Origin of the sequence: Paenibacillus sp. FSL R7-0210 (assembly GCF_038009085.1) — a bacterium.
Classification (GTDB): Bacteria; Bacillota; Bacilli; order Paenibacillales; family Paenibacillaceae; genus Paenibacillus_AQ; species Paenibacillus_AQ silagei.
The window spans coordinates 4,281,702-4,303,933 of sequence record NZ_JBBPAR010000001.1; the positions used below are offsets into that span (position 1 = coordinate 4,281,702).

The 22,232-nt window shown below is 55.3% G+C and carries 12 protein-coding genes and 1 other annotated feature; of the genes, 5 read left to right on the forward strand and 7 right to left on the reverse strand.

Annotated features, from left to right (window positions below; genetic code table 11):
* Positions 1–10 precede the first annotated feature (10 nt).
* The 5 genes from MKY64_RS18395 to pheS form a co-directional block, all read right to left on the reverse strand.
* Positions 11–1,444: a sensor histidine kinase gene (locus MKY64_RS18395; RefSeq protein WP_036722538.1), complete on the reverse strand. Its 1,434-nt coding sequence runs from the start codon at positions 1,442–1,444 to the stop codon at positions 11–13.
* The gene (locus MKY64_RS18400; protein ID WP_036722668.1) at positions 1,441–2,430 is read right to left on the reverse strand and encodes a sugar-binding protein; all 990 of its coding nucleotides are present in this window, start codon (positions 2,428–2,430) and stop codon (positions 1,441–1,443) included. The genes MKY64_RS18395 and MKY64_RS18400 overlap by 4 nt, the downstream gene beginning before the upstream one ends.
* A gap of 741 nt (positions 2,431–3,171) precedes the next feature.
* A complete protein-coding gene (locus MKY64_RS18405; protein ID WP_340954903.1) occupies positions 3,172–5,637 on the reverse strand; it encodes a hypothetical protein in 2,466 nt (821 codons plus the stop codon).
* 204 nt (positions 5,638–5,841) lie between these two features.
* Positions 5,842–8,286, reverse strand: coding sequence for a phenylalanine--tRNA ligase subunit beta (gene pheT, locus MKY64_RS18410; RefSeq protein ID WP_340954905.1), 2,445 nt, complete (start codon positions 8,284–8,286; stop codon positions 5,842–5,844).
* Positions 8,287–8,631: 345 nt separating this feature from the next.
* On the reverse strand, positions 8,632–9,666 hold the full coding sequence (pheS, locus tag MKY64_RS18415; protein WP_340954907.1) for a phenylalanine--tRNA ligase subunit alpha: 1,035 nt from the start codon (positions 9,664–9,666) through the stop codon (positions 8,632–8,634).
* 59 nt (positions 9,667–9,725) lie between these two features.
* Positions 9,726–10,000, reverse strand: a binding site (T-box leader).
* A gap of 220 nt (positions 10,001–10,220) precedes the next feature.
* On the opposite strand from pheS, the gene MKY64_RS18420 reads away from it, so the two are divergent.
* The 5 genes from MKY64_RS18420 to MKY64_RS18440 all read left to right on the forward strand — a co-directional run bounded on the left by MKY64_RS18420 (position 10,221) and on the right by MKY64_RS18440 (position 18,194).
* Complete coding sequence (locus MKY64_RS18420) at positions 10,221–12,767, forward strand: hypothetical protein (protein WP_340954909.1); 2,547 nt, start codon at positions 10,221–10,223, stop codon at positions 12,765–12,767.
* Positions 12,764–14,194: an efflux RND transporter periplasmic adaptor subunit gene (locus MKY64_RS18425; RefSeq protein ID WP_051477793.1), complete on the forward strand. Its 1,431-nt coding sequence runs from the start codon at positions 12,764–12,766 to the stop codon at positions 14,192–14,194. Before MKY64_RS18420 ends, MKY64_RS18425 begins: the two co-directional genes overlap by 4 nt.
* Positions 14,191–14,892, forward strand: a complete 702-nt coding sequence (locus MKY64_RS18430) for an ABC transporter ATP-binding protein (protein ID WP_339254908.1) — start codon at positions 14,191–14,193, stop codon at positions 14,890–14,892. The genes MKY64_RS18425 and MKY64_RS18430 overlap by 4 nt, the downstream gene beginning before the upstream one ends.
* Entirely contained in the window at positions 14,889–16,061 is a 1,173-nt protein-coding gene (locus MKY64_RS18435; RefSeq protein ID WP_340954913.1) for an ABC transporter permease, read from the forward strand. Before MKY64_RS18430 ends, MKY64_RS18435 begins: the two co-directional genes overlap by 4 nt.
* Before the next feature lie 528 nt (positions 16,062–16,589).
* Complete coding sequence (locus MKY64_RS18440) at positions 16,590–18,194, forward strand: sensor domain-containing diguanylate cyclase (RefSeq protein WP_340954915.1); 1,605 nt, start codon at positions 16,590–16,592, stop codon at positions 18,192–18,194.
* A gap of 108 nt (positions 18,195–18,302) precedes the next feature.
* Here MKY64_RS18440 and pulA read toward each other — a convergent pair whose 3' ends face one another.
* Both pulA and MKY64_RS18450 read right to left on the reverse strand, forming a co-directional pair.
* Entirely contained in the window at positions 18,303–20,702 is a 2,400-nt protein-coding gene (pulA, locus tag MKY64_RS18445; RefSeq protein WP_340954917.1) for a type I pullulanase, read from the reverse strand.
* Between the two features lie 267 nt (positions 20,703–20,969).
* Entirely contained in the window at positions 20,970–22,214 is a 1,245-nt protein-coding gene (locus tag MKY64_RS18450) for an MFS transporter (protein ID WP_340954920.1), read from the reverse strand.
* Positions 22,215–22,232 lie beyond the last annotated feature (18 nt).

Here is a 22,232-nt window from a genome sequence, read left to right on the forward strand (position 1 = left end):
ATGAGTGACTCTAGGCCGAGGTCCGGAAGGGCAGCCGGAACAGCACCGCCGTCCCCTGCCCTTCACTGCTGTTGATCTCGATGAGCTGCTGGCCGTCGAAGAATAAATGCAGTCTTTTGAAAACATTATGTGTCCCAAGCCCGGTAGACTGGCCCTTGCTGCTGGAATGCGGCGCCTCCTGCTGAATCGATCCCATCAGCCGGGCTACCGTCTCGCGGTTCATGCCCGCTCCGTTATCGCTGATTACAATCTCCACCTGCCCGCTGCGGTAACGGATCGATAGCGTAAGTATAGCCCCCTCCTCCATCTGCTCCAGACCGTGAACGAAGGCATTCTCGAAGATCGGCTGCAGCGTCAGACACGGCACCATCCCGTCCATCGCCTGCTCATCAATCTCCATTTCAAAAGCAATCCGGTCCCGGAAGCGGGCCCGCTGGATGTTGATATACTCGTTCACATGCTCGACCTCCTCGCGCAGCGGAACAGCCTGGTCCAGCTTTTGCAGATTATAGCGGAGCAGACGCGAGACCGACACGGTCAGATCGCTGGTTCTCGCCGCCCCTTCCAGATACGCAAGCTTGGCGATGGAATTCAGTGTGTTGAACAGGAAATGCGGATTGATCTGGCTCTGCAGCATTTTCAGCTCCAGCTCCTTGACCAGCCGGTCCTTCTCCGCACTCTTAATGTTCTCCTTCATCAGCTCCTGGATATTATCGATCATCCCGTTAAAAGCGCGGCACAGTATGCTGATCTCATCGTTATTAACACTCTCCGGCGCCTTGGTATCCATCCGTCCCTTCGAGATTTGCTTGGCCGTTGCCACCAGGCGGCGGATCGGTCCGGTAATGCTGCTGGACAGCCAGACGGCCATACAGATGCTAAGCAGCGCCGCGGTGATCACCAGCAGACTGCCCATCCGGTTCAGCTTCGCTGTCGTAGACATAATCTCGGCGTAGATCGGCTTATATTGGTCCAGCTCCAAATCGACCAGCTCCTGGGCCTCCTCACGGATGAACCGCTGCGTCTGCTCCGCCTCGATATAGGCACCTGCCAGCGAATTCGCATCCTGTCCGTCAATCTCCGTGATCATCTGGCCCGCCTGCTCGACAAAAGTATCAATAAGGTGGCTATAGTTCATCAGCGGAAGGCCGCTGCCCCCGATGGTATTCATCCCGTCCAGCCTGCTGCGCAGCTCCAGTACCGCGCCCAGATGCTTCTCCACCTCCGGGAAGCTGTCGGTATCCACCTGCATAATGAAGCGGTTCAAGGAGCGCATATTCTCGCCGACCTCATAGGATACCTCCTTATACAGCATGATCCGGTTCATCATCAGGTGGTAGCTCTCCTGCACATTCTTCCCGCTCTGGAACAGTACGAAGGAGACCGAGCTCATCAGCAGCACCAGCAGCGGAATACAGATCAGCAACTTCAGGCGGATACTCATAGGCTCTCTCCCTCCTGCACATTGGTCTTATCCAGTACCTTCACTCCGGTATAATACCGGGTCTGTAAATGGGCACCATTAAAATAATCATGGAGCAGCCGGACCGCCATATTCCCCATAAGGTAAGGCTGCTGTGCGACAGTCGCTGTGATCGCCCCCCGGCTGATGGCATCCAGTGTCTCCGCCTGATTATCGAAGCCGATAATGGTCAGCGGACCGCGCTTCAGGCTCCTCGATGCCTGCAAGACGCCCAACGCATCCGTTGAACTGGTGCCGACCATGACATCGATCTCCGGATGATAGCGCAGCATATCCGCTGCCTGCTGGATCGCCTCCATATGTGAGATGTTGGAGCTGCGGACATCGACAATCTCCATGCCGCCGTAGTCTTTTACGATATTTTTCAGGCCGTCCAGACGCTGAAGCTGGTTTTTGGCCAGCTCGCTGCCGATAATCACGCCTATTTTGCCTTTTCCGCCAGTTGTCTTCACTACCATGCGCCCCAGCGCCTCACCTGCAGCCACATTGTCAGTGCCCACATAGGCCAGTCTCCGGCTGGCCGGAGCATCCGTGTCAATCGTGATCACCGGAATCCCCCGGTTCACCGCCTTATCAATCACCGGCGTGAACTTCTCGTCGTTGAGCCCCTGGACGATGATGGCATCCGCTTTAGCGGCAATCGCTTTTTCCAGCAGGCTGATCTGCTCCTCCATGTTATTGCGCACCGGTCCCGTGAATTCGATCTCTATCCCGTATTTCGCTGCGGCCTCTGCGGCCCCCTTCTCGACCATCTCCCAGTAAGGGTGGTACCGCTCCTGCTCGATCAGCACAATATGATATCCGGGCTTGTCCTGACTGGGCTGGCCGCTTAATTCCTTGACAATATTGCCCATCCGGGCAGAATGGCGCGCGAAGCCTATAAACAAATATGACAACAGTATAAAAAGCACAATAACCCCAACGCCGCTGACCCATTTCTTATCCATCCCGTTCACCTCAACCAACATCCTACCCCGGGTTGTAACCGGTTGCAATACTTATTATGTCAAAAACACTCCATGCAGGAGGCAGTTAGGCTAATGTATTCTTCGTAGATATGTTCGAACTAATTTAGCTCACATCTGGTGATTCAGGAGCACTAATGCTCTTCATTTACTCATTTGGCTAACTTCTGGTGGATTCAGGAGCACTTGTGCTCTTCATTTACTAATTTGACTAACTTCTGCTGAAATCAGGAGCACTTGTGCTCCTCATTTGCTCATTTGACTAACTTCTGGTGAAATCAGGAGCACTTGTGCTCCTCATCATGAGCTGTTATCGCCAAGTGTTGCACATTTTGCAGGATTCATATCGGATTGTAGCTTGAGAACGCCAAATGTTGCACATTTTGCAGGAATGTTACCAGTGGAGCGGTCGTTGGCTGAAATATATTGCATTCTAGGCAGGATTTCCCGCAATTTGCTGCCTCAGAGGTACGAATGTTGTATTTAGTGCAGGATTTGTCCAAGATGGCAGCCTAGATGTCTTCTTCACTCCCCCCTTCCCTTCACCAACTTCCCCCCCAGTAGAAATTACTTCTGTCCCATACTTCACTTCAGCCAACTTTAGAGCAGCAGCCCCCCCTGCAGTCCCCCTAAGGAGGAATCCGTCCCCCGTCCCTGCACAGCAGAAAAAGCCGTTCTAAGCATTCCTGCTTACAACAGCTCTTCCTGTGATGCATCCGCCATTCAACTGTCCTGTTCGATCAGTTGAATCCATTCATTATATTCACTCTGTAGCTTGGAATATTCCGCCTGCAAGCTGCGATGCTCCTGGGACAGCTTCTCGAGCTCTCCCTGCTGCAGCTCGAACTGGGCCTGAACCAGCCGCAGCTGGCCTTGGACCATCTCATAGCTCTCGCCGATCTCATCCAGCTGCTGCGCCGCCTCAGTACGTGAGCGGCTGACTGCTTCCGCCTGGGCTTCGGCTTCCCCGGCCTCCTGCTGCCAGATCTCAATCTCCTCACGCAGCTGTGCTTCCTGCTCGTTCCACTGCTGCTCGCGCTGCTGAAGCTCCTCAACTTTCTGCTTCCAGGTAGCTTCGTACTCCCGGGTCTCGCGGAGTGCTTCCTGCTGCTCCGCCGCCGCAGCGGCAGCTTCACGGCCCGCCTCATACAGCTCTTCCAGACGCCGCGTAGCTTCCTCGCCTTCGGCTTCCAGCAGTTCGTAGCGTTCCTTCAGTTGCTCCCCGTCCTGAAGAATCTCATCGTACTGGGCGATAAGTTCCTCGTAACGGCCGCGCAGCGCAGCCAGTTCCTTGCGGGCTGCTTCTGCCGCCTCCTGCTGAACAGCAAGCTCCTGCTCCGCTTCGGCACGCAGACGCGCCTCCTGATCAAGCTGCTGAACCATGCCGTCTGCCTGTCCGCGAAGAGTCTCCACTTCGCGCTGCAAGGCTGCCGACTTCTCCCCTTCTTCCAGAAGGTTCATCTCCAGCTCGCTGATATCCTCCATATGCTTGTTCGCACGTTCCTGCCAGGAAGCCGCTTCCTCTGCCGTACGGTCGAATTCGACCTGAGTCCGGCTGAGCTGATCTGCGGTCTCCCGCAGCGATGTACGCAGTGCTGCCGCTTCTTCCTGCGTCAGCTCATAACGCTGGCGCAGCCCTTCCAGCTCATCGTTCAGCAGATTGCCAAGCTCCTTAGCAGTATGCAGCTCCTCCTGCGCTTCACTTAGCTTGCCCTCTACATCCCGAAGTTCGCTGCGGATATCCACCGCCTCGCTCTGTGTAGCCGCAACCTGATTACGCACCTCATCCAGTTCTTCGTTCAACAGGGTGCCGAGCTCGCTCGCCGTGTGCAGTTCTTCCAGCGCAGCGCTTAGCTTGCCCTCTGCGTCCCGCAGTTCGCTGCGGAGCGTTTCCGCCTCGCTTTGCGCAGCTGCAACCTGCTGGCGCAGCCCTTCCAGCTCTTCGTTCAGCAGGGTGCCCATCTCGTTCGCCGTGCTCAGCTCTTCCAGCGCAGCGCTTAGCTTGTCCTCTGCTTCCCGCAGCCCGCTCCGGAGCGCTTCCGCCTCGCTCTGCGAAGCCGCAGCCTGTTTGCGCACTTCCTCCAGCTCGGCGCTATGCTGCTGCGCCCCCTCTGCCGCGAGCCGCAGCTCCTCCCCGAGCTGCTCCTCCCGCTTCAGCACAGCTTCGTACTGCGCCAGCAGCGTCAGCCGCGCATCGCGTTCACCCTTAAGCCCGGCTTCCGCCGCACGCAGCCGGGACTGGAGCTGCCCGGTTCCGCCGCGCAGCTCGCCAAGCTGCTTCTCCAGCTCCTGAAGCTGCTGCTTGTGCCGGTGCTCCTGCGTCCCCTGGGACTGCCGCAGCTCCTTGTTCTTGGCCAGCTCCTTCTCAAGCGCTTCCCGCTCCCCGGTAAGCTCACTTGTGAGCGCAGCCTTGGTATCAGCCAGCTCCTTGCTTAACGTGGAGCGGATCTCCACGATCTCGCTGCCCATCGACTCCCGGGTCTCATGCAGCTCCTGCTCCAGGGCAGACAACGTCTCTGTCTTCTCGCGGATCAGCGTCTCGCGCAGCTGCTCCAATTCCTGCTGATGGGCAGCCTTCATCTCTTCCAGCTGCTGCAGCCGCATGGCTTCTGCGGCTTCCAGCTCCTGACGCGCTGCCTCGCGGCCTGCAGCCTGCTCTGCTTCATGGCCGTCGCGCAGCGCCTTCAGCTCATCCTCGCGTGCCTTCAGCTCCTGCACCAGCTGCTCGCGGCCGGCGGCCGCAGCCTGCTTCTCTTCCTCCAGCAGCTGGGCATGCAGCTGCCGCTCCTGCTCCTGCTGCTCCAGATGTCTTGAGCGTTCTTCTTCGGCAGCGGCAATCAGCCGCGCCGCCTCTTCCTTCGCAGCCGCTTCCAGCTTCTCATATTCTTCCTGCTGTTCACGCTGCGCTTCCTGAAGGCGTGACACCTCCACGCGAAGCTCGGTACGTTCACCGGTCAGCATATTCAGCTCATTCTTGAAATCCTGAACCTGGATTGCCTGCTCTGCCATATGTACAGCTGTAAGCACCGCAATCCGCGGCGTATCCAGTCTGGAATGTGATTTCGATATTGCACGCATATGCTCATCGACATGACGGGCGACCTGTTTCATATATTCTGTGCTGCTTCCTACAAGCTTGTAGGAAGTTCCGTATATCTCCACGGCGACACGGGTCCGGTCCATAGCCACAGTTGTGCCCTCCTTTGTATGTGTGCGGATTCTAAGTTGGTTTCTTTGCTCTTGCTCCTATTGTAGCGTGATTTCCTGACCTTTGGCAAAAGCACGCGTCCATTGCATTTATTCGCATGTTCCTCCGCACTTCACAAGGGTACAGAAAAGCCGCAGGGAATCTCTGTTTCTAAATGGATTCGCTGCGGCTTTGCACAATTCCTGCTATTTTCTTAATTCTGCACCAAAAGTTTGTTCAAGGGCAGAGACCACTTTGTCATGCACTTCCACAACCTCTTCGTCAGTCAGCGTATGCTCGGTATGGCGGTACAGGAGCGACAGGGCAACACTCTTCTTGCCTGCCTCCATCTTGCCTCCTGTGTAGATATCGAATACCTGCACATTTTGCAGCAGAGTGCCACCGTGCTCACGGATCGCCGCGATCAGGTCACCTGCCGGAACCGCGTCATCGACTACCACCGCAATGTCCCGCTCCATGCCCGGGAAGCGGTGAAGCTCGCTGTACTGCAGCCCGGCGCGTGCCGCATCATAGAGCGGCTGCAGCAGGACTTCGGATACATAGGTATCCTCCAGATCCATCCGGCGTTGCAGCTCGGGATGAATCTGCCCCATCGAACCGATCTTCACACGGCCCTCTGCCTGAAGCAGATAGATGGAAGCGGAGCGTCCCGGATGATAGCCTTCAGGCGCGTCCCCTTCATAGATTACGCGATCCGTAAGGCCCAGATGTGCAAATACAGTCTCCAGCGCACCCTTAAGGTCGAAGAAATCCACCGGCTCAGCAGCCACGTTCCACTGCTTGGCTGCACGCGTACCGCTCAGCAGCAGCCCCAGCACCGGCAGCTCGCTCGGCTGGCGGGTAAGGACTTCCTCCTCCGTGAAGAAGACGTTGCCGATTTCGAATAACGCCAGATCGCCTTGGCGGCGGTTCGTATTGTAGAGGGCAATGTCCAGCAGCTGCGGCAGCAGGCTGGTACGCAGCACGCTGCGCTCCTCGCTCATCGGCATCGCCAGCTTCACTGACTGTTTGCCTTCCGCCAGCATAGGGAAGAGCGTGCTCTGCTCCGGCTGGATGAAGGAATAGCCCATAACCTCCTGATATCCGCCCAGCGAGAGCATGCGGCGCAGCTCGCGGCGCAGAGATTGCTGTCTGGTAAGCGCGCCCGGTGTTGTTGTGCCTTCGATCAGGGTGGTCGGGATGTTGTCGTAGCCGTACAAGCGGGCAATCTCTTCAATCAGATCCACATCCTGCGTAATGTCTCCGCGCCGTGTCGGCACCTCGACCTCGACGATTCCCTGAGCCGCATCACCGCACTTGAAGTGCAGGCGTCCGAACAGGGTTTTCACTTCCAGCAATGACAGATCTGTCCCGAGATAGCGGTTCAGCTTCTCCAGCGATAAGTTCAGCACCTTCTCCTGAGCAGCGGCGCTGCCGGCCTGGACAATCCCTTCATGCACCGTTCCTCCGGCATACCGGGCAATCAGTGCAGCCGCGCGGTTAAGCGCAGGGATGACCGCATTCGGGTCAACTTCCTTCTCGAACCGCTGGGACGCTTCCGAGCGCAGACCGAGCTGACGCGAGGTCTTGCGTACCGTTCCACCATCGAATTTGGCTGATTCCAGTACGATATTAACGGTGTCTGCGGTAACCTCTGTAGACAGTCCGCCCATCACTCCGGCCAGGCCAATTGCGCCTGAGCCGTCGGCAATGACCAGCATCTGCGGCGCAAGCTTGCGCTCTTGTCCGTCAAGGGTAACCAGTCCTTCCCCTTCACGGGCAAACCGTACACCGATGGTTCCGCCCTGGAGCTGCCCGCCGTCAAATGCATGCAGGGGCTGCCCGTATTCCAGCATCACGTAGTTGGTGATGTCTACGATATTGTTAATCGGACGTACCCCGGCCGCCATCAGGCGGTTCTGAATCCACAGCGGGGACGGCGCGGTCTTCACTCCGGCAATATAACGCACGGCATAATGGCTGCAGAATGCCTCATCCTCAATCGTAACCGTGATGGAGTCCGCAGCCTTCCCGCCCGTTTCCACAAGCTCTGCCGCCGGATCAGCCAGCTTCAGCTCACGGCCCAGTACCGCACTTACCTCATAAGCGGCACCGATCATGCTCAGGCAGTCGGAACGGTTCGGCGTTAGATCGAAATCAAGAATTTCGTCATTCAGTCCAAGCACCTTGAGAATATCCTGGCCCACCTCGGTCTGCTCCGGCAGCACGAGAATGCCCTCCTGCAGCTCTTTGGGCAGCAGCTTGTCGTTCAGGCCCAGCTCTTTGGCCGAGCAGATCATCCCCTGCGACAGCACGCCGCGCAGCTTGGCTTTTTTGATCTCCAGGCCCGGCAGCTTGGCACCTACCAGCGCGACCGGAACCTTCTGGCCCGCTGCGACATTCTTTGCTCCGCAGACGATCTGCAGATCCTCGCCCTGCCCGGCATCGACGATACAGATATTCAGCTTATCGGCGTCCGGGTGCTTCTCCTTGGATTTCACGTAGCCGGTCACAATCCCGGAAATCCCTTTGTTGCGGCGTTCTACTCCGTCAATCTCGATGCCGGCGGTGGTGATTTTGTCCGCCAGTTGATCAGCGGTCACTCCTTCCAGCGATATATAATCGGCCAGCCAGGCGGTTGATACTTTCATAATCGCACACTTCCTTTTTGTTTCAGATGTATTGATCTCCATGCCGGTTGTGCTGGGGTGCGGAAGCGGATATAAACAAGCCCACGTCAACTTCGCGCAAAAAAATTCTGCATTGCAATGTTCCTACAGAGAATATTTGGACTTCCGGCCGCTGTTGTGTTTGGATTTCCTGATTAGAACCGCTTCTCGCGGTAGAAATCCAAACACAAAGGCGGACGCTACCGCTCCTACAGTTCCAAAATTCCCCTCCGGTCCTTCAATCGCAGTCATTTAATTAGCACTGCCGTCATCCCTCCAGCTTAACAATATCCGTCCAACACGCCCCCGCGCACACCCGCCAAATCCCTAAATACCCTTGAACTGCTTCACAAAGCCCATATCATTCGTGTAGAAGTAGCGGATGTCATCGATGCCGTATTTCAGCATCGCGATCCGTTCCGCACCCATGCCGAACGCGAAGCCGCTGTAAACTTCCGGATCGTATCCGCCCATCCGCAGCACATTCGGGTGCACCATACCGGCGCCGAGAATCTCCAGCCAGCCGCTCTGCTTGCAGAGACGGCAGCCATCGCCGCCGCATTTGAAGCAGCTTACATCCACCTCAACGCTAGGCTCGGTGAACGGGAAGAAGCTGGGGCGCAGACGGATACCCGCGCTAGGTCCGAACATCTCCTTGGTGAACTGCTGCAGGGTACCCTTCAGGTCGCTCATGCGGATATTGAGGCCGATGACCAGGCCTTCAATCTGATGGAACTGGAAGGAGTGGGTCGCATCGTCATCGTCGCGGCGGAAGACTTTGCCGGGACAGATGATTTTGACCGGAGACTCCCCGTTCGCCGCCTGCATGGTACGCACCTGTACCGGCGAGGTCTGGGTACGCATCAGAATATCATCCGTGATATAGAAGGAATCCTGCATGTCCCGAGCCGGATGGTTCTTCGGCAGGTTCAGCGCCTCGAAGTTGTAATAGTCCGTCTCCACCTCCTGTCCTTCAGCGATCCGGAAGCCCATGCCGATGAAGATATCCTCGATCTCCTGGAGCACCCGGCTCAGCGGATGAATCCCGCCCTGCGGCAGGCCGCGGCCCGGCAGGGTTACATCGACCTTCTCCGCATTCAGGCGGCTCTCTGTCTCCTGCTGCTGGAACAGCTCCTGCTTGGCGCTGATCACCTCTTCAATGGCGCTGCGCACCAGATTGGCCACCTGGCCGATCACCGGACGCTCCTCCGCGCTTAGTCCGCCCATACCGCGCAGAACCTCTGTCAGCTCGCCTTTTTTGCCAAGGTATTTGACGCGCAGGTCATTCAGAATCTGCGGATCGTTTACCGCCTGCAGCTTCGTCAGCGCCTCAGCCTTCAGTGCTTCCAATTTGTCTTTCATGGCTTGTACTGCCCCCTCAAATCTCGTATTGTTCAACAAAAAAAGGCCTTTCCTCCCGGTAAAGGGACGAAAAGACCGTGGTACCACCCTTGTTAGACGGCCGTACGCTTCCCTTAAGAGCACTATTCCCTCTTTCGGTGCGGCAAAGACCTGTCTCACTTTATACAGAAATAACGGTCTGCGGCCGGTCCCCCCTACTAGTGCTTCAAGCACATTCAGGGAACTGCTCCGGAGTGAACTTCGGCAGCTCTGCTCTCTTAGAAACGCTCTCAATCTGCGGCGCTTCCTCCCTGTAAGCCAGGCACTGCGTACTCTTCTCCATCATTGCATGTATGCGGATTATAACCTCTGCACTTCGATCCTCCACTTGGGAAGATATGCCCATCTATTATATGCAAAAACAGCCAGTTTGACAAGCCGCACAAATTCCGCTTATTTTTTATCTTTTTTTAAGCTCCCTTTAAGCTTCAGCGCGGTTTGACGGCTTTTTTTTCAGCGGACATTCAGTCAATGTTGATATTTTCCCTTAAGAGATCACACAAGGAGGAAATTACATGCTTACACGAAAAAAAGCATTTGTTCTGCTGCTGCTCAGCACATTTGCCGCAAGTCAAACCACTGGAAGCCCGGGAACCGCGGCCTATGCCGCTTCATCCGCTTCAACGGCTGCCACAGCAGCAAGCGCGGTCACGGAAGTCTCCACACTTAACGGTCTAAGTGCGCTCAAGCTCGGTACCACGCTTCAGGTGAAGCTGAGCCATGTAGGGCTTCAGAGCCAAACCGGCGGTAATATTCTCACCTACACGCTTACCTATACCAACACTGCCGGCAGCAGCGTCAATCTGGCGGACTATTTCTCCAAAATTGTAACTGCGGGCGGCAGCATCATTAAGGGAATTCCGGTCAGCGCAGACAGTGCGGTCAAGAAAATCCCTGCTAAACAAAGCACCAGTCTTACATACTATGCGAATATTGGAACCACCGCCTCAGTCAAAGGACTCAAAATCAACATCTACGGCTGGAATTTCAGCGCCGCTAATTATGAACAGCGTATAGGCACGTTCACGATTCCTTCCAATTATTCTCTGTCCTCGCTTACAGGGGAGACCCGAAAGGTTGAACTCGGCGGCATTACTGCCGGCACCAAAGCCGAATCCGTGCAAATCTACAAATATAACAGCAAAGTCTATGCCAAGGTCGGGCTCAGCCTAACCAATCTGGGTACCAAAGTGCTTACAGATCCGGGCTATACGTTGTACCTGAAATCCTCGGGCGGCTCTGTCTTCACGCTTACGCTGGATGACAGCAGCTCCGAATTCAAGCTTCAGCCTCAGGAGAAGAAGACGCTCTATTATATGACCGAGATCCCCTCCTACATGAATCTCAGCAAGATGACGCTGCAGATCGCCAAGCTGGATGAAGGACTCAAGCTGTACCTGCCTGTCTCTTCCTACGCACTTCCGGCTGCGGTAACTGCAGATTTCACTGTAGCAGCGGGCTATACCAAAAAGGTCTCCATCGACAGCAATCTGGTAGACTTGCAGCTGCTGAAGGCAAGTGTGCATGCGGATAACGGGAATGGTGTCTGGAGCTATCAGCTCCGGGTGAAGAATACCGGCAGCACAGCCGTTACTTTGCCTGCTTATGAGCTTAACGTCAAGTCGGCGGAAGGCTATAGCTTCCCGGTGACGGCCACTGCCTTGAGCAGCCTGACCCTGAAGCCGCTGGAAGAAAAGCTGATTGAGCTGAGCGCCAGTGTTCCGCTGGAGCTGGCTCAGAATTCGCTGGAGCTGCGAATGATCGCTCCCGCAGCCAGCGCGGATAAAGTAACGCTGCCTGTGGCCTATTTCCGCATCCCTTATACGCCTGAGAGACAGATTCATCTCGCCTCTGAGACCAGCGTAACCAATACCTATGGCACCTTCGCTGTCTCTCTGGACTCGCTGCTGCGTCTGCCTTGGGGCAGCGAGGATCTGGTACAGGCTGTACTAACGATACGCAATGCAACGTCCAAATCCATTGCCTTACCTGCTCTTACCGGCGTACTCCTGGCGGATCAGAAGGATCTCAGTTCCTCTTCGCAGACTTATACGGACAACAGCTCTTCGGTGCTTGCCCCGGGTGCCAGCACTCAGATCACGGTTCAAGGCCATATTCCATATACCCAGGATGTCAGACAAATCAAGCTCATCCTCCAGGAGACCAAGGGTACAGAGGTGTCGCAGTTCCTCACTCTCAGCACAAGCGACAGCACCGTTAAGAGTGTAGCTCCGGTGGCTGCAGGGGAAGCCTTCAAGATCACCGCCACCGGCAAAAAAGCCACCGTGAAGGAGCGCTCCACCCTCCTGTATACAGGAACCGGATCGAACCTGGTGTACAGCGAAGTGGAAATGAACAGCGATGAAGTCCGGCAGGCAGATCTGGCCCGTCTGTACGCACAGTTCAGGACTGCTGACGGGCAATATTTTGAAGCAACTGCCAACCAGTCCGAGTTGTCGACCAGCCCTGGGGGCAAAACACTGGTTACCTTCTGGGCGAAAGTCCCGGCCACCCTGGACACCACAGGTCTTGAGCTGTATATCAGCCAGTCGATTGCGGATGGCAAGCTGACTGCCGCAGGAACGGCTGCGACGGGATACGTCAATACGGCAGCGCTGACACTGACACCGGCAGAGGTTACGCCTCTGACCAATCTGGCTTCCGTTCCACTTTTCCCTTATACACTGGCAGTTACCAGCTCTATAGGGGAACTCACCAAGGGCGCAAGCAGCATTGCTGTGACGTTCAATTACAATCTCAATCAGGATACTACCTACCAGACAGGTGCTTACCAGCATAAGCTCATCCTTCAGGTTATCGATCCTTATGGACAGTCTCACGAGAAAGCACTGACGCTGGGAACCGACTTGACACTGGGAACCAACAACTCTTATTCAACGACTCTATCCAGCGTCCTGTTCAAAAACCTCAGCTCCGGCACCTATGCCCTTAAATTCTACGATGAATTCCAGGGAGTACGGACAGAGCTCGCCAGCCAGGCCTATTCCCTTGAGGTTACCGCCAAAGCAACCACCTCTTCCCCCGAAGGAGCTGCACAATGAATAAGAAGAAGAAGATCATCATTATCGCTTCAGCGATAGTCCTCGTTGCTATTGCAGGGATTGCGGGCTATAAGCTCTGGCCGGATCAGAACCGGCAGATCAATGCCGCTCCGCTGAATACGGCAGTTGCCAGTAAGGGGGATATCCTGGTGGGTGTCTCGGGTTCAGGTGCAGTATCGGCGATCAACAGCGAGAGCATCCGTACCAAAGAAGCCGGGAAGGTCGATACGGTCATGGTTAAGAAAGGCGATGTTGTTAAAAAAGGTGCTGTGCTGATCACATTTGTTGCGGGCGATCTGGACGATAAGCTGAAGGAAGCGACAAAGTCACTGGAGAATCTCAAGACAGAGCTTGAGAATAAACAGGAGAGCTACAAGACGCTGGCTATGAATAACGCGACAGAGGAAGAGCTGGAATCGGCAAAAAAAGCCATCGATAAAGCCAATAGCGATATCGTGGACGGGCAGGAATCCATCGCTGCCATCCATGAAGATATGGCTCCGCCTGATCCGCTGACCGCTCCGATCGATGGAACGATCACTGCCGTGAATATTACGGACGGTGAACAAGCCCAGAATGGGACAGAGCTGTTCACCATGACCGACTACGTGAATCTAAGCGTAACCGTGCAGGTAGACGAGCTGGACATCCCCAAAATCAAGCTGAATCAAGCCTCTACCATTACACTGGATGCCCTTGAGGACAAATCTTTTACCGGTAAAGTTATAGATATCGCCAAAGAAGGGACCTCCTCTAATGGCGTCTCCCTGTTCAACGTCACTGTAGGATTAAATAACTCGGAGGGTGTGCTTATCGGCATGTCTGCGGAGGTGGCGGTTACGATCGAAGAGAAAAAGGATATTCTGACCGTTCCCATCGAAGCTGTAACGAAGATAAACGGGAAATCCTTCGTCAATGTGCCGGGAACCGGGGATGAGCAAGCTAACACAACAGACAGAGATGCTGCTGACTCCAAGCCCCCTGCTGGCGCTGCAGCGGACGGTGAACCCTCCGGTAGTGAAGCGGGGACCCGAGGCACAGGCGCCCGCGGCGGCAGAGAATTTCAGGGCGGTGAACTTCCGTCTGGAGAGTTCCCTGCTGGTGCGGAGTTCCCCGGCAGAGCAGCCGGAAGCAAAGGGGCAGCCGGTTTCGCCTCAGGCATGAAACGGATAGCTGTAGAGGTTGGTATCCACAATGAGAGCAGCATCGAAATCGTCAGCGGCTTAAGTGAAGGGGATGAAGTAATCCTCCCGACCGTGATCTCCTCAGGCAATGCCACCTCCCCGCAGCAAGGCGGTATGGGTGGTATGGGCGGCTTCAGCGGCGGAGGAATGACCGGCGGGAGCGGTGGCTTTCCCGGCGGGGGCGGCGGCTTCGGCGGCGGTGGCAGCGGCGGAGGCTTCGGCGGAGGCGGTGGCGGACGATGACCGCACCAGAGCCGCTGATCCGGGTTGAGAAGATGCAGCACAGCTACACGATGGCCGGAGAATCGATGACGGTTCTGAAGAGCCTGAGCTTCAGCATTAATCACGGTGAATTCGTGGCGATCATCGGTCCGTCAGGTTCAGGCAAGTCCACCCTGATGAACATGCTGGGCTGCCTCGATGTCGCCAATGAAGGCGATTATTTCCTGGACGGCCAGGAGATCCGCAAGCTGTCTGACAACAGGCTGGCCCAGATCCGCAACGAAAAGATTGGCTTTATATTTCAGAACTTTAATCTATTGCCGAAATTATCAGCGGTAGAGAATGTGGAGCTGCCCTTGATCTATCGTGGAATGTCCCACAGGGAGCGCAGAGAAATTGCCCGTAATGCCCTGGTCCGGGTAGGCCTTGCGAGCAGAATGAATCACCGTCCCTCCGAGCTGTCCGGGGGCCAGCAGCAGCGTGTGGCTATTGCCCGCGCCCTTGCCGGAACCCCACCGATTCTGCTTGCCGATGAGCCAACCGGAGCGCTGGACTCCAAGACAGGCAAGGAAGTTCTGGAGATGATTAAGGAGCTTAACGTACAGGGGCATACCATTATTCTGATCACGCATGACCTGGAGATTGCCGAGCAGGCCAAACGGGTGATCCGGATTCAGGATGGGGATCTTGTAGAGGATCGGAAGGTGGTGCCCTCATGATGCTGTACCAGAGTATGAAAATGGCCTTCAAAAGTATCCTCAGCAGTAAAATAAGAGCCTTTCTTACCATGCTGGGCATTATTATCGGGGTCTCCTCCGTCATTGCACTTGTCGCTGTGGGCCAGGGCACCACCTCGCAGATTACAGAGTCCCTAAGCTCTCTGGGCACCAACCAGCTGACCGTCAACATTATGGGCCGCGGAGCCACCACTTCGCTGACCTACGAGGAGGCCCTGGCCATGAATGAGATTGAAGGGGTGGACAATGTATCGCCGGTAATCAGCGGGAACGTTACCGCCAAGCACGGTACCGAGAACGTTTCCGTATCCGTTGAAGGCATTACACCTGCTTACGAAGAGGTCCAGGATTTCCATGTGCAATCCGGAAGATTTCTGCTTGAGATGGATACAGAATACCGGCAAAAGGTTGCGTTAATCGGATCAGATACGGCGGAGGATCTGTTCGGTACAGATAATCCTGTAGGCCAAAAGGTACAGATCAACGGAAGCAGCTTCAAGATCGTCGGGCTGCTGGAGAGTAAAGGCTCCACCAGCGTGGGTTCAAGCGATGAGAAGCTGCTGATCCCCATCTCTACAGCCGAACGGTTCCTGCAGAGCAGGGGAATCCGCTCCATTACGATCACAACCACTTCCAATGACAATGTGGATGCTGTCAAAACCAGGCTGGAGGCCAGCCTTGATGCCAAATTCAATGCCGCCGAGAACGCCTACTCTGTCTTTGATTCCCGGGAGATGCTGGAAACGGTAAATGAAACCAGCGCCACTCTGTCCATGGCACTTGGCGGTATCGCCGGTATCTCCTTATTTGTAGGCGGGATAGGGATTATGAACATTATGATTGTCTCGGTCAATGAGCGAACCAGAGAGATTGGCATCCGTAAGGCCATCGGGGCCAAGAAAAAGAACATTATGATGCAGTTCATGATTGAGTCCGTAGTCTTAAGCGGAACCGGAGGCCTAATCGGAGTCGCACTGGGACTTGGCGCCAGCTGGGCTGTCGGTAACTATACCACCTTGAATGTGGCGCCTTCCTGGAATATGGTCCTGATCTCCTTTTCATTCTCCTTGATCATCGGTGTCGTATTCGGAATGATTCCTGCAAGCAAGGCTGCAAGAATGCGCCCGATCTATGCGCTGCGCAACGAGTAGCGCCATCCTAGACGCTGCGTTATCATCAGCTTTTCAATCCGCCAGTCTCAGATCCCTGGGCTGGCGGATTTTTCTGTTTTATTTTTAATGCACAATTGATACCAAAGGGGTATCGTTTGCAGCAAAAGTGGGTAATAGGACTCAAAGGTCAGAATACCTTGTACATAGTAGTAGGGTATACATAATAGTTCTTTGTATCGGCTGTAACGGATATGTCTCCACTGTTTCTCCTCCGGCTCCAGGGTGTGCTTCACGGCCTGTCATCCGCAGCGGAAGCTGACGGGGCTTATTATTTTTTCAGCAATTGCTCTGCTTAAGGGATGTCCTATATACTGGTGAAAAGAAACCGCGATCTAACCGGAAGTTATTCTTTCTATTGCCTCCTTCTTCCCCTGCTTTCTAGGACTCGCTAACGTATACTCTCTTACATGCCTGCAAGAAGCCATATTCCGCATAAGGATAAGTTTCGCATGCACCAAAGCTACACCCATGAGATTTGCAAAAGTTCTGTGCGGGGAGAGGATGACAGTGGCAGTTTTTTCGGAAAACAAAAGTACACGCAGACTGATTATATTATTCACATCCATCACCGTTCTTCTGGTTGGGATCAGTGTGGCCTCCCTGCTGTTTCTGAATCATACGATGAACAAATTATCCGATTCGCTGTACAGTGACGTCTACCAGAATTCCGAGCTCATTCTGAACGCCGACCGCGATCTCTATCAGGCAGCCCTTGCGCTTCAGACCACAGTCGGCGGGGCGCTGACCAGCGCGCAGCGCAGTACGCTGTCGCAGGAATTCGAGGACAATAATGCCCAGGCGCTGCAGCGGGTCAATACCGCCCGCTACAATCTGGATGCTGTGAAGAGCCCGTTCAATGGAATGAAGCAGAGCGAGCTGCTGCTGGACGAGCTGAGGAACGAGCTGGATCACTTCGGAACCACGCTTACCGTGTGGAGGGATAACGGCCGGGAGCTGATCTCGCAGCGGGTTCAGAAGAGCTGGAATCCCGCCTCTTATTCTGCCCTCACCATACATACGGAGCTGAATGAGGTACGGGAAAGCTTGAATCAGGCAGAGGACAAGATTGACACCTATGCAAGCCAAGTGATGACAGAGTTCAATAATCTCAAAAGCTCCCTGTTCGCCGTCTACTCTGTATTTCTTTTCCTGCTTGTTATGGTCATCATCTATCTCAGCCGCAGACTGATCTCCCTGCAGAACGAAATGCAGGACGAGCAATCGCTCTACCAGCTGATCGGTGAGACGATGTCCGACTTCATTGTGCTGACAGATCCGAACGGTCTGATCCTGTATGCCTCGCCTTCCCATGCAACTGCACTGGGCTATGTGCCTAGCAAAGGGGCACCGCTCTCCAACTATATCCGTGAAGCCGAAATCTCCTGGGCCAAGCTCAAGAGTGTGGTGCAGTCTTCACCGAGAATATCCGAGCTGCGCATGCGTTCGGCCGAAGGGCACTGGGTGTGGCTGGAGACCAAGGTCACCCCTATTGCGGGCAGCCGCAATTTCCCGGCACAGTTCATGCTGGTCTCGCGTGAGATTACCCAGCGCAAGCAATATGAGGAGCGCCTGCACAAGCTGGCCTTCTATGATCATCTGACCGCGATTCCCAACCGTGCCCATTTCAAAATGTACATGGAGAACCTGATCAACCAGCCCGAGGAGCGCCGGCAGGAGATCGCCGTGGCGCTGCTGGACTGCGACCGCTTCAAGCAGCTGAACGATACGCTCGGCCATCTGGCCGGAGATGAATTCCTGCAGCTGCTCTCCCGGGAGCTGCAGCAGACCGTGAAGGGCTCCGGCCAGGCCTTCCGGATCGGCGGAGATGAATTCGCGGTGGTGCTGCACCGGTTCACCAGCCCGCAAATGCTGGACGAGCTGCTGAACCGTCTGCTCCAGCTGTTCAACAAATCCTGGTCCGTCAACCAGGGCTCCAGCTTCCACACCTCTGCCAGCATCGGCGTGGCCCTGTACCCGGAGCACGGCAGCAGCATCAACGAGCTGCTCCGTGCCGCCGATCTGGCGATGTACCGCTCCAAGAACCATGGCGGCAATGAGGCTAATCTGTACAGCGAGCATGTGGATAAGAAGTACAGCGATCAGCGGAACTAGCACCAGCGGAAGCTCACTCCTATACTAAGGCTTCTTTAATAACTCTTAGCCAAAAAGAGCTGATTGGTTCCATCCCTGGGGGAGGAACTAATCAGCTCTTCTTATGTTTTAGCTGGTCTGCGGCAGCGGATCAGCCAGCTCTGTCCTATGCTCCGGACTACGCTCCCGAACCGTCACCTTGATAACCTGCTCCCCGCTGCCCGAGCAGTCGATGAAGCGGTCAGCGGTGCCGTCTTTCTCCTCCCAATCGTTCAGCCGGAGGATGTAGCCTATCGTGGAGGTCCCCGGCAGCACTTCAATCCGTGCTACGGCATGACCTTCCTCCATGTGCTGGAAGTCCCGTTGGCCATCCTGAATGCCTGTACCCCACACCCAGAGATTCCAGCCCCGGTAATCGCCGTCCGGGCGGTCATAATGAACTTCCACAATCTTCGATCTCGGCTCAGGCTCTCCGTATTTATCATAGAGTACCATCATCGACAGTCCGAATACCTCAACACTGCCGTTCTCCGTCTGCCGGAAGGCCTCCGGTCCGGCATGGGTATGATCGACTACGATGTTCCAGCAGCCGGAGGTCTCCGGGAGGCACTGGGTGACCGGCTCCATATTGGCATTATAGATCACCACGATATTATTCCATGGATCTCCGCCGGCGTTATCCTTCAGTCTGTAGGCAACGATTCCGCTGTCACAGCGCAGGAACTCCAGACTGCGTTCAATCTCCTGGCGTCCGTGCAGGCGGAAGGCCGGATGTGTCCGGCGCAGCTCAATCAGACCTTTGTAATATTGAAATACTGCAATGAATTTGCTTTTGTTCTCCCAGCGGATCGCATTGATACAGTCCGGGCTGCGGTAGCTGTTATGATCTCCGTATTTGCTGCGCAGCAGCTCATCCCCGGCATGAAGGAACGGAATTCCCTGCGAGGTCAGAATGATTCCATTAGCCAGCAACGAACGGCGTACTGTCTCATTATCCAGCATATTCTCGGGATCTACTCCCACATACGGATTCGCCTGCTCTAGTGCGGCCTTGAGATCCCCGCCGCCCCGCAGCTTGCCGCCCTCAAGCTCCGGCAGTCCGGCTTCCCCGCGAAGTCCCCGGGTCGCCAGAATTTTGTCCCACAGGTTGAGATTATCATGTGCGGTTACATAGTTCACAGTCTCTGTAGGCGCATCGGTGAATTCATGAATCGCCCCGCTCACTCCGGACGCAATCGCACCTTCCTTGCCGTATTCCCCGGTCACGAAGCCTTTGCCCCAGCCGTCGCTGTCTCCCTTGATGGCTGCGCGGAAGTTGTCGTTGAAGACAGCGTAGCCTTTGCCCCGCTGCACGCCCTTCAGCGTCTTGGAGGCAAGCGGCGAGTCGCCGCCAGTCCACGGTTCACCATAGATCAGCAGCCCCGGATTAATCTCCAGCCGCAGCTCCTCGGTAATCTCGCGCATGGTCACGCTGTCCATCAGCCCCATCAGATCGAAGCGGAACCCGTCAATATGGTACTCCTTCGCCCAGTAGGCCAGGGAATCCTTGATATACTTGCGGACCATCGGCCGTTCTGTAGCCAGCTCATTGCCGACGCCCGAGCCGTTAGAGAGCCGGCCGCTCTGATCATGACGGTAGTAATAGTCCGGCACCAGCGGCTGGAAGGGTCCCTTCTGGAAGCCGTAGGTATGATTGTAGACCACATCCATAATCACCGAGATGCCGCGGCTGTGCAGCGCCTGGACCAGCTCCTTGAATTCCCGGATACGGGCTAGCGGGTTAGCCGGGTCTGTGCTGTAGGAGCCTTCCGGCACATTATAGTGCTGGGGGTCGTAGCCCCAGTTATAGTCTGTGAAGATGGAGGATGCCGGTTCTTCCCCTGGCTTGCCCAGCTCATCCACCGTCTGATAATCGAACACCGGCAGCAGATGAACATGCGTGATGCCCAGCTCAGCCAGATGATCAATACCCAGCAGATGACCCGCCTCATCCCGCAGGCCGGTCTCGGTGAAGGCCTTGAATTTCCCCTTATACGTCAGACCGGAGCTAGGGTCTGACGAGAAATCGCGGACATGCAGCTCATAGATTACTGCATCTGCCGGATGCGGCAGCACCGGAGAGGCATCGCTCTCCCAGCCGTCGGGGTCTGTCTCGGACAAATCCACAATGGCTGTGCGTGTTCCATTGGCCGATACAGCCGTAGCGTAAGGATCGGCCGCTTCATTAATCGACCCGTCCGCAAATACGGCGCGGTACATATAATATTTCCCCTTGAGGTTACCGGAAACCTGGATCGTCCATACTCCGCCCTCAGCGCGCTCCATACTAAGAATTTTGCCGCTGTCCTTGTAATCTGCGGTCTGCGGGGTCAGCCCGTTTCCGCCTGTTGCATATAATACGAGCGACACTGTGAAGGCTGTTGGGGCCCAGACTTTGAATACACAGTATTCCGCTGTGTAGGTCAAGCCGAGGTCATTGCCTTGATAGGTATCGATTTCTTGTTCTGCTTGTATATAATTGCTGCTCATTGCTATTCACCATCCCTACGCTCATCCGTAATACTCCCGGAGAACTATCATTCTATTACTATCAAGCTATGTCCACATTCTCCTTAACTAATACTTTGTACTTGCACAGCTCTGCAAGCGGATGACGCCGGAATTGCTACATAGGGTTCATTATATAATATGTAACACTATGTTCACAGGTCTGGGTTAAGGGTTGAATTGTGTCACCGGATATATCCTATATCGGCATGGATCGCCGGGGAATTAAGCTAATGAAGTTCCAAAACATCATGACCGCTTCCGCAGCACCCTGCCATATAACGCTATCACAGGTAGCAGCAGGAAGCCCGCCGACAGCAGCGAAGCTCTGATAGAGATCCGGCTGCCGATATATCCTACAACCGGACCGCCTGCACTCTGGCCCAGGGCATCGGACTGGCTGATCATCGACAAGAGGGTCGCCCGGTTCCGGGATGGCAGCTTTGTGTTCAGCCAGGTGGTATAGATCGGGTCGCTGACCGAAGCGACCACCCCCAGGAGCAGTACCGCCCCGATAGCCCAGTAGAAATTAGGCGCAAGTGCCACCATTATAATGCAGCCGGCACGGACGGAGGTCAGGAGGAACAAGGCGGCCGCTACTTGACGTTCCTTTTGCAAATCAATGATTGTCCCGGCCATATAGACAGCCAGCACACCCAGCAGAGTCGTCGCCGCACTGATCAGCCCGAAGCCGGCCGCCATCGAGACTCCAATCTCCGGGAACCCGACTTCGTTCATAAGAAAGACTGGCCATAGGCGATCATATCCTTCAGACGCAGCACCGCTGAATAAAGTTACAACCGTCAGCAGCAGGAGCAGCGGATGATGCCTCAGGATAGAGATGCCGCTGACCCAGGTCTTGCCCAGCTCACGGATAGCGGAGGAATGCGGCGCACGCTCCCGGCGTATGAACCCCGTCTCCTTCATGTGCCGGATCAATATGAACCCCAGGACGAAATAGATGACTCCACCCGCCAGAAAAGGGAGATTAGACGCAACCTGGGATAATCCTACGCTGACCGCAATGCCTAGCAGAGAGGCGCTTAAAGAGAAGATTTTGGAGAGCATGAAGATTCTTCCAGCCTGCTCTTCCTCAAGCTCATCTATGATCCATGCGGTATCCGCTCCGCTCAGGAAGGTCCAGCCGATCCCGTACAGCATCTGGGAGATCAGCAGCCAGCCGAAGGCAGGCAACAGGGAAGCCGGATGCATGATCCAGACAATACTCCCTTCGAGGACAAAGGCACCCCCCAGAACGAACACGGCAATAATGACGGACAGTCTGCGGCTATAGGTATCAGCGACCACTCCGGTGATTCCCTCGAACACAAGCACCGTTATCTCCAGCACCGTTCCAATCAGCACAAGCTGAAGCGGATTCAGCTTAAGGTCAACTACATAATAAATACTGTAGGTTGTGAATATCGTACTGGCGGCAAGCGACAACATAAACACATGGATCAAATAAATCTGTGAAGCACTGAATCTCTGCACAATGGTTCCACCCTCCGA

What these genes read in the sequence shown, in the direction of transcription:
- MKY64_RS18395 (WP_036722538.1), bottom strand. Translation starts at nt 1,444, where the DNA reads ATGAGTATCCGCCTGAAGTTGCTGATCTGTATTCCGCTGCTGGTGCTG.
- MKY64_RS18400 (WP_036722668.1), bottom strand. Translation starts at nt 2,430, where the DNA reads ATGGATAAGAAATGGGTCAGCGGCGTTGGGGTTATTGTGCTTTTTATA.
- pheT (WP_340954905.1), bottom strand. Translation starts at nt 8,286, where the DNA reads ATGAAAGTATCAACCGCCTGGCTGGCCGATTATATATCGCTGGAAGGA.
- pheS (WP_340954907.1), bottom strand. Translation starts at nt 9,666, where the DNA reads ATGAAAGACAAATTGGAAGCACTGAAGGCTGAGGCGCTGACGAAGCTG.
- MKY64_RS18420 (WP_340954909.1), top strand. Translation starts at nt 10,221, where the DNA reads ATGCTTACACGAAAAAAAGCATTTGTTCTGCTGCTGCTCAGCACATTT.
- MKY64_RS18425 (WP_051477793.1), top strand. Translation starts at nt 12,764, where the DNA reads ATGAATAAGAAGAAGAAGATCATCATTATCGCTTCAGCGATAGTCCTC.
- MKY64_RS18430 (WP_339254908.1), top strand. Translation starts at nt 14,191, where the DNA reads ATGACCGCACCAGAGCCGCTGATCCGGGTTGAGAAGATGCAGCACAGC.
- MKY64_RS18435 (WP_340954913.1), top strand. Translation starts at nt 14,889, where the DNA reads ATGATGCTGTACCAGAGTATGAAAATGGCCTTCAAAAGTATCCTCAGC.
- pulA (WP_340954917.1), bottom strand. Translation starts at nt 20,702, where the DNA reads ATGAGCAGCAATTATATACAAGCAGAACAAGAAATCGATACCTATCAA.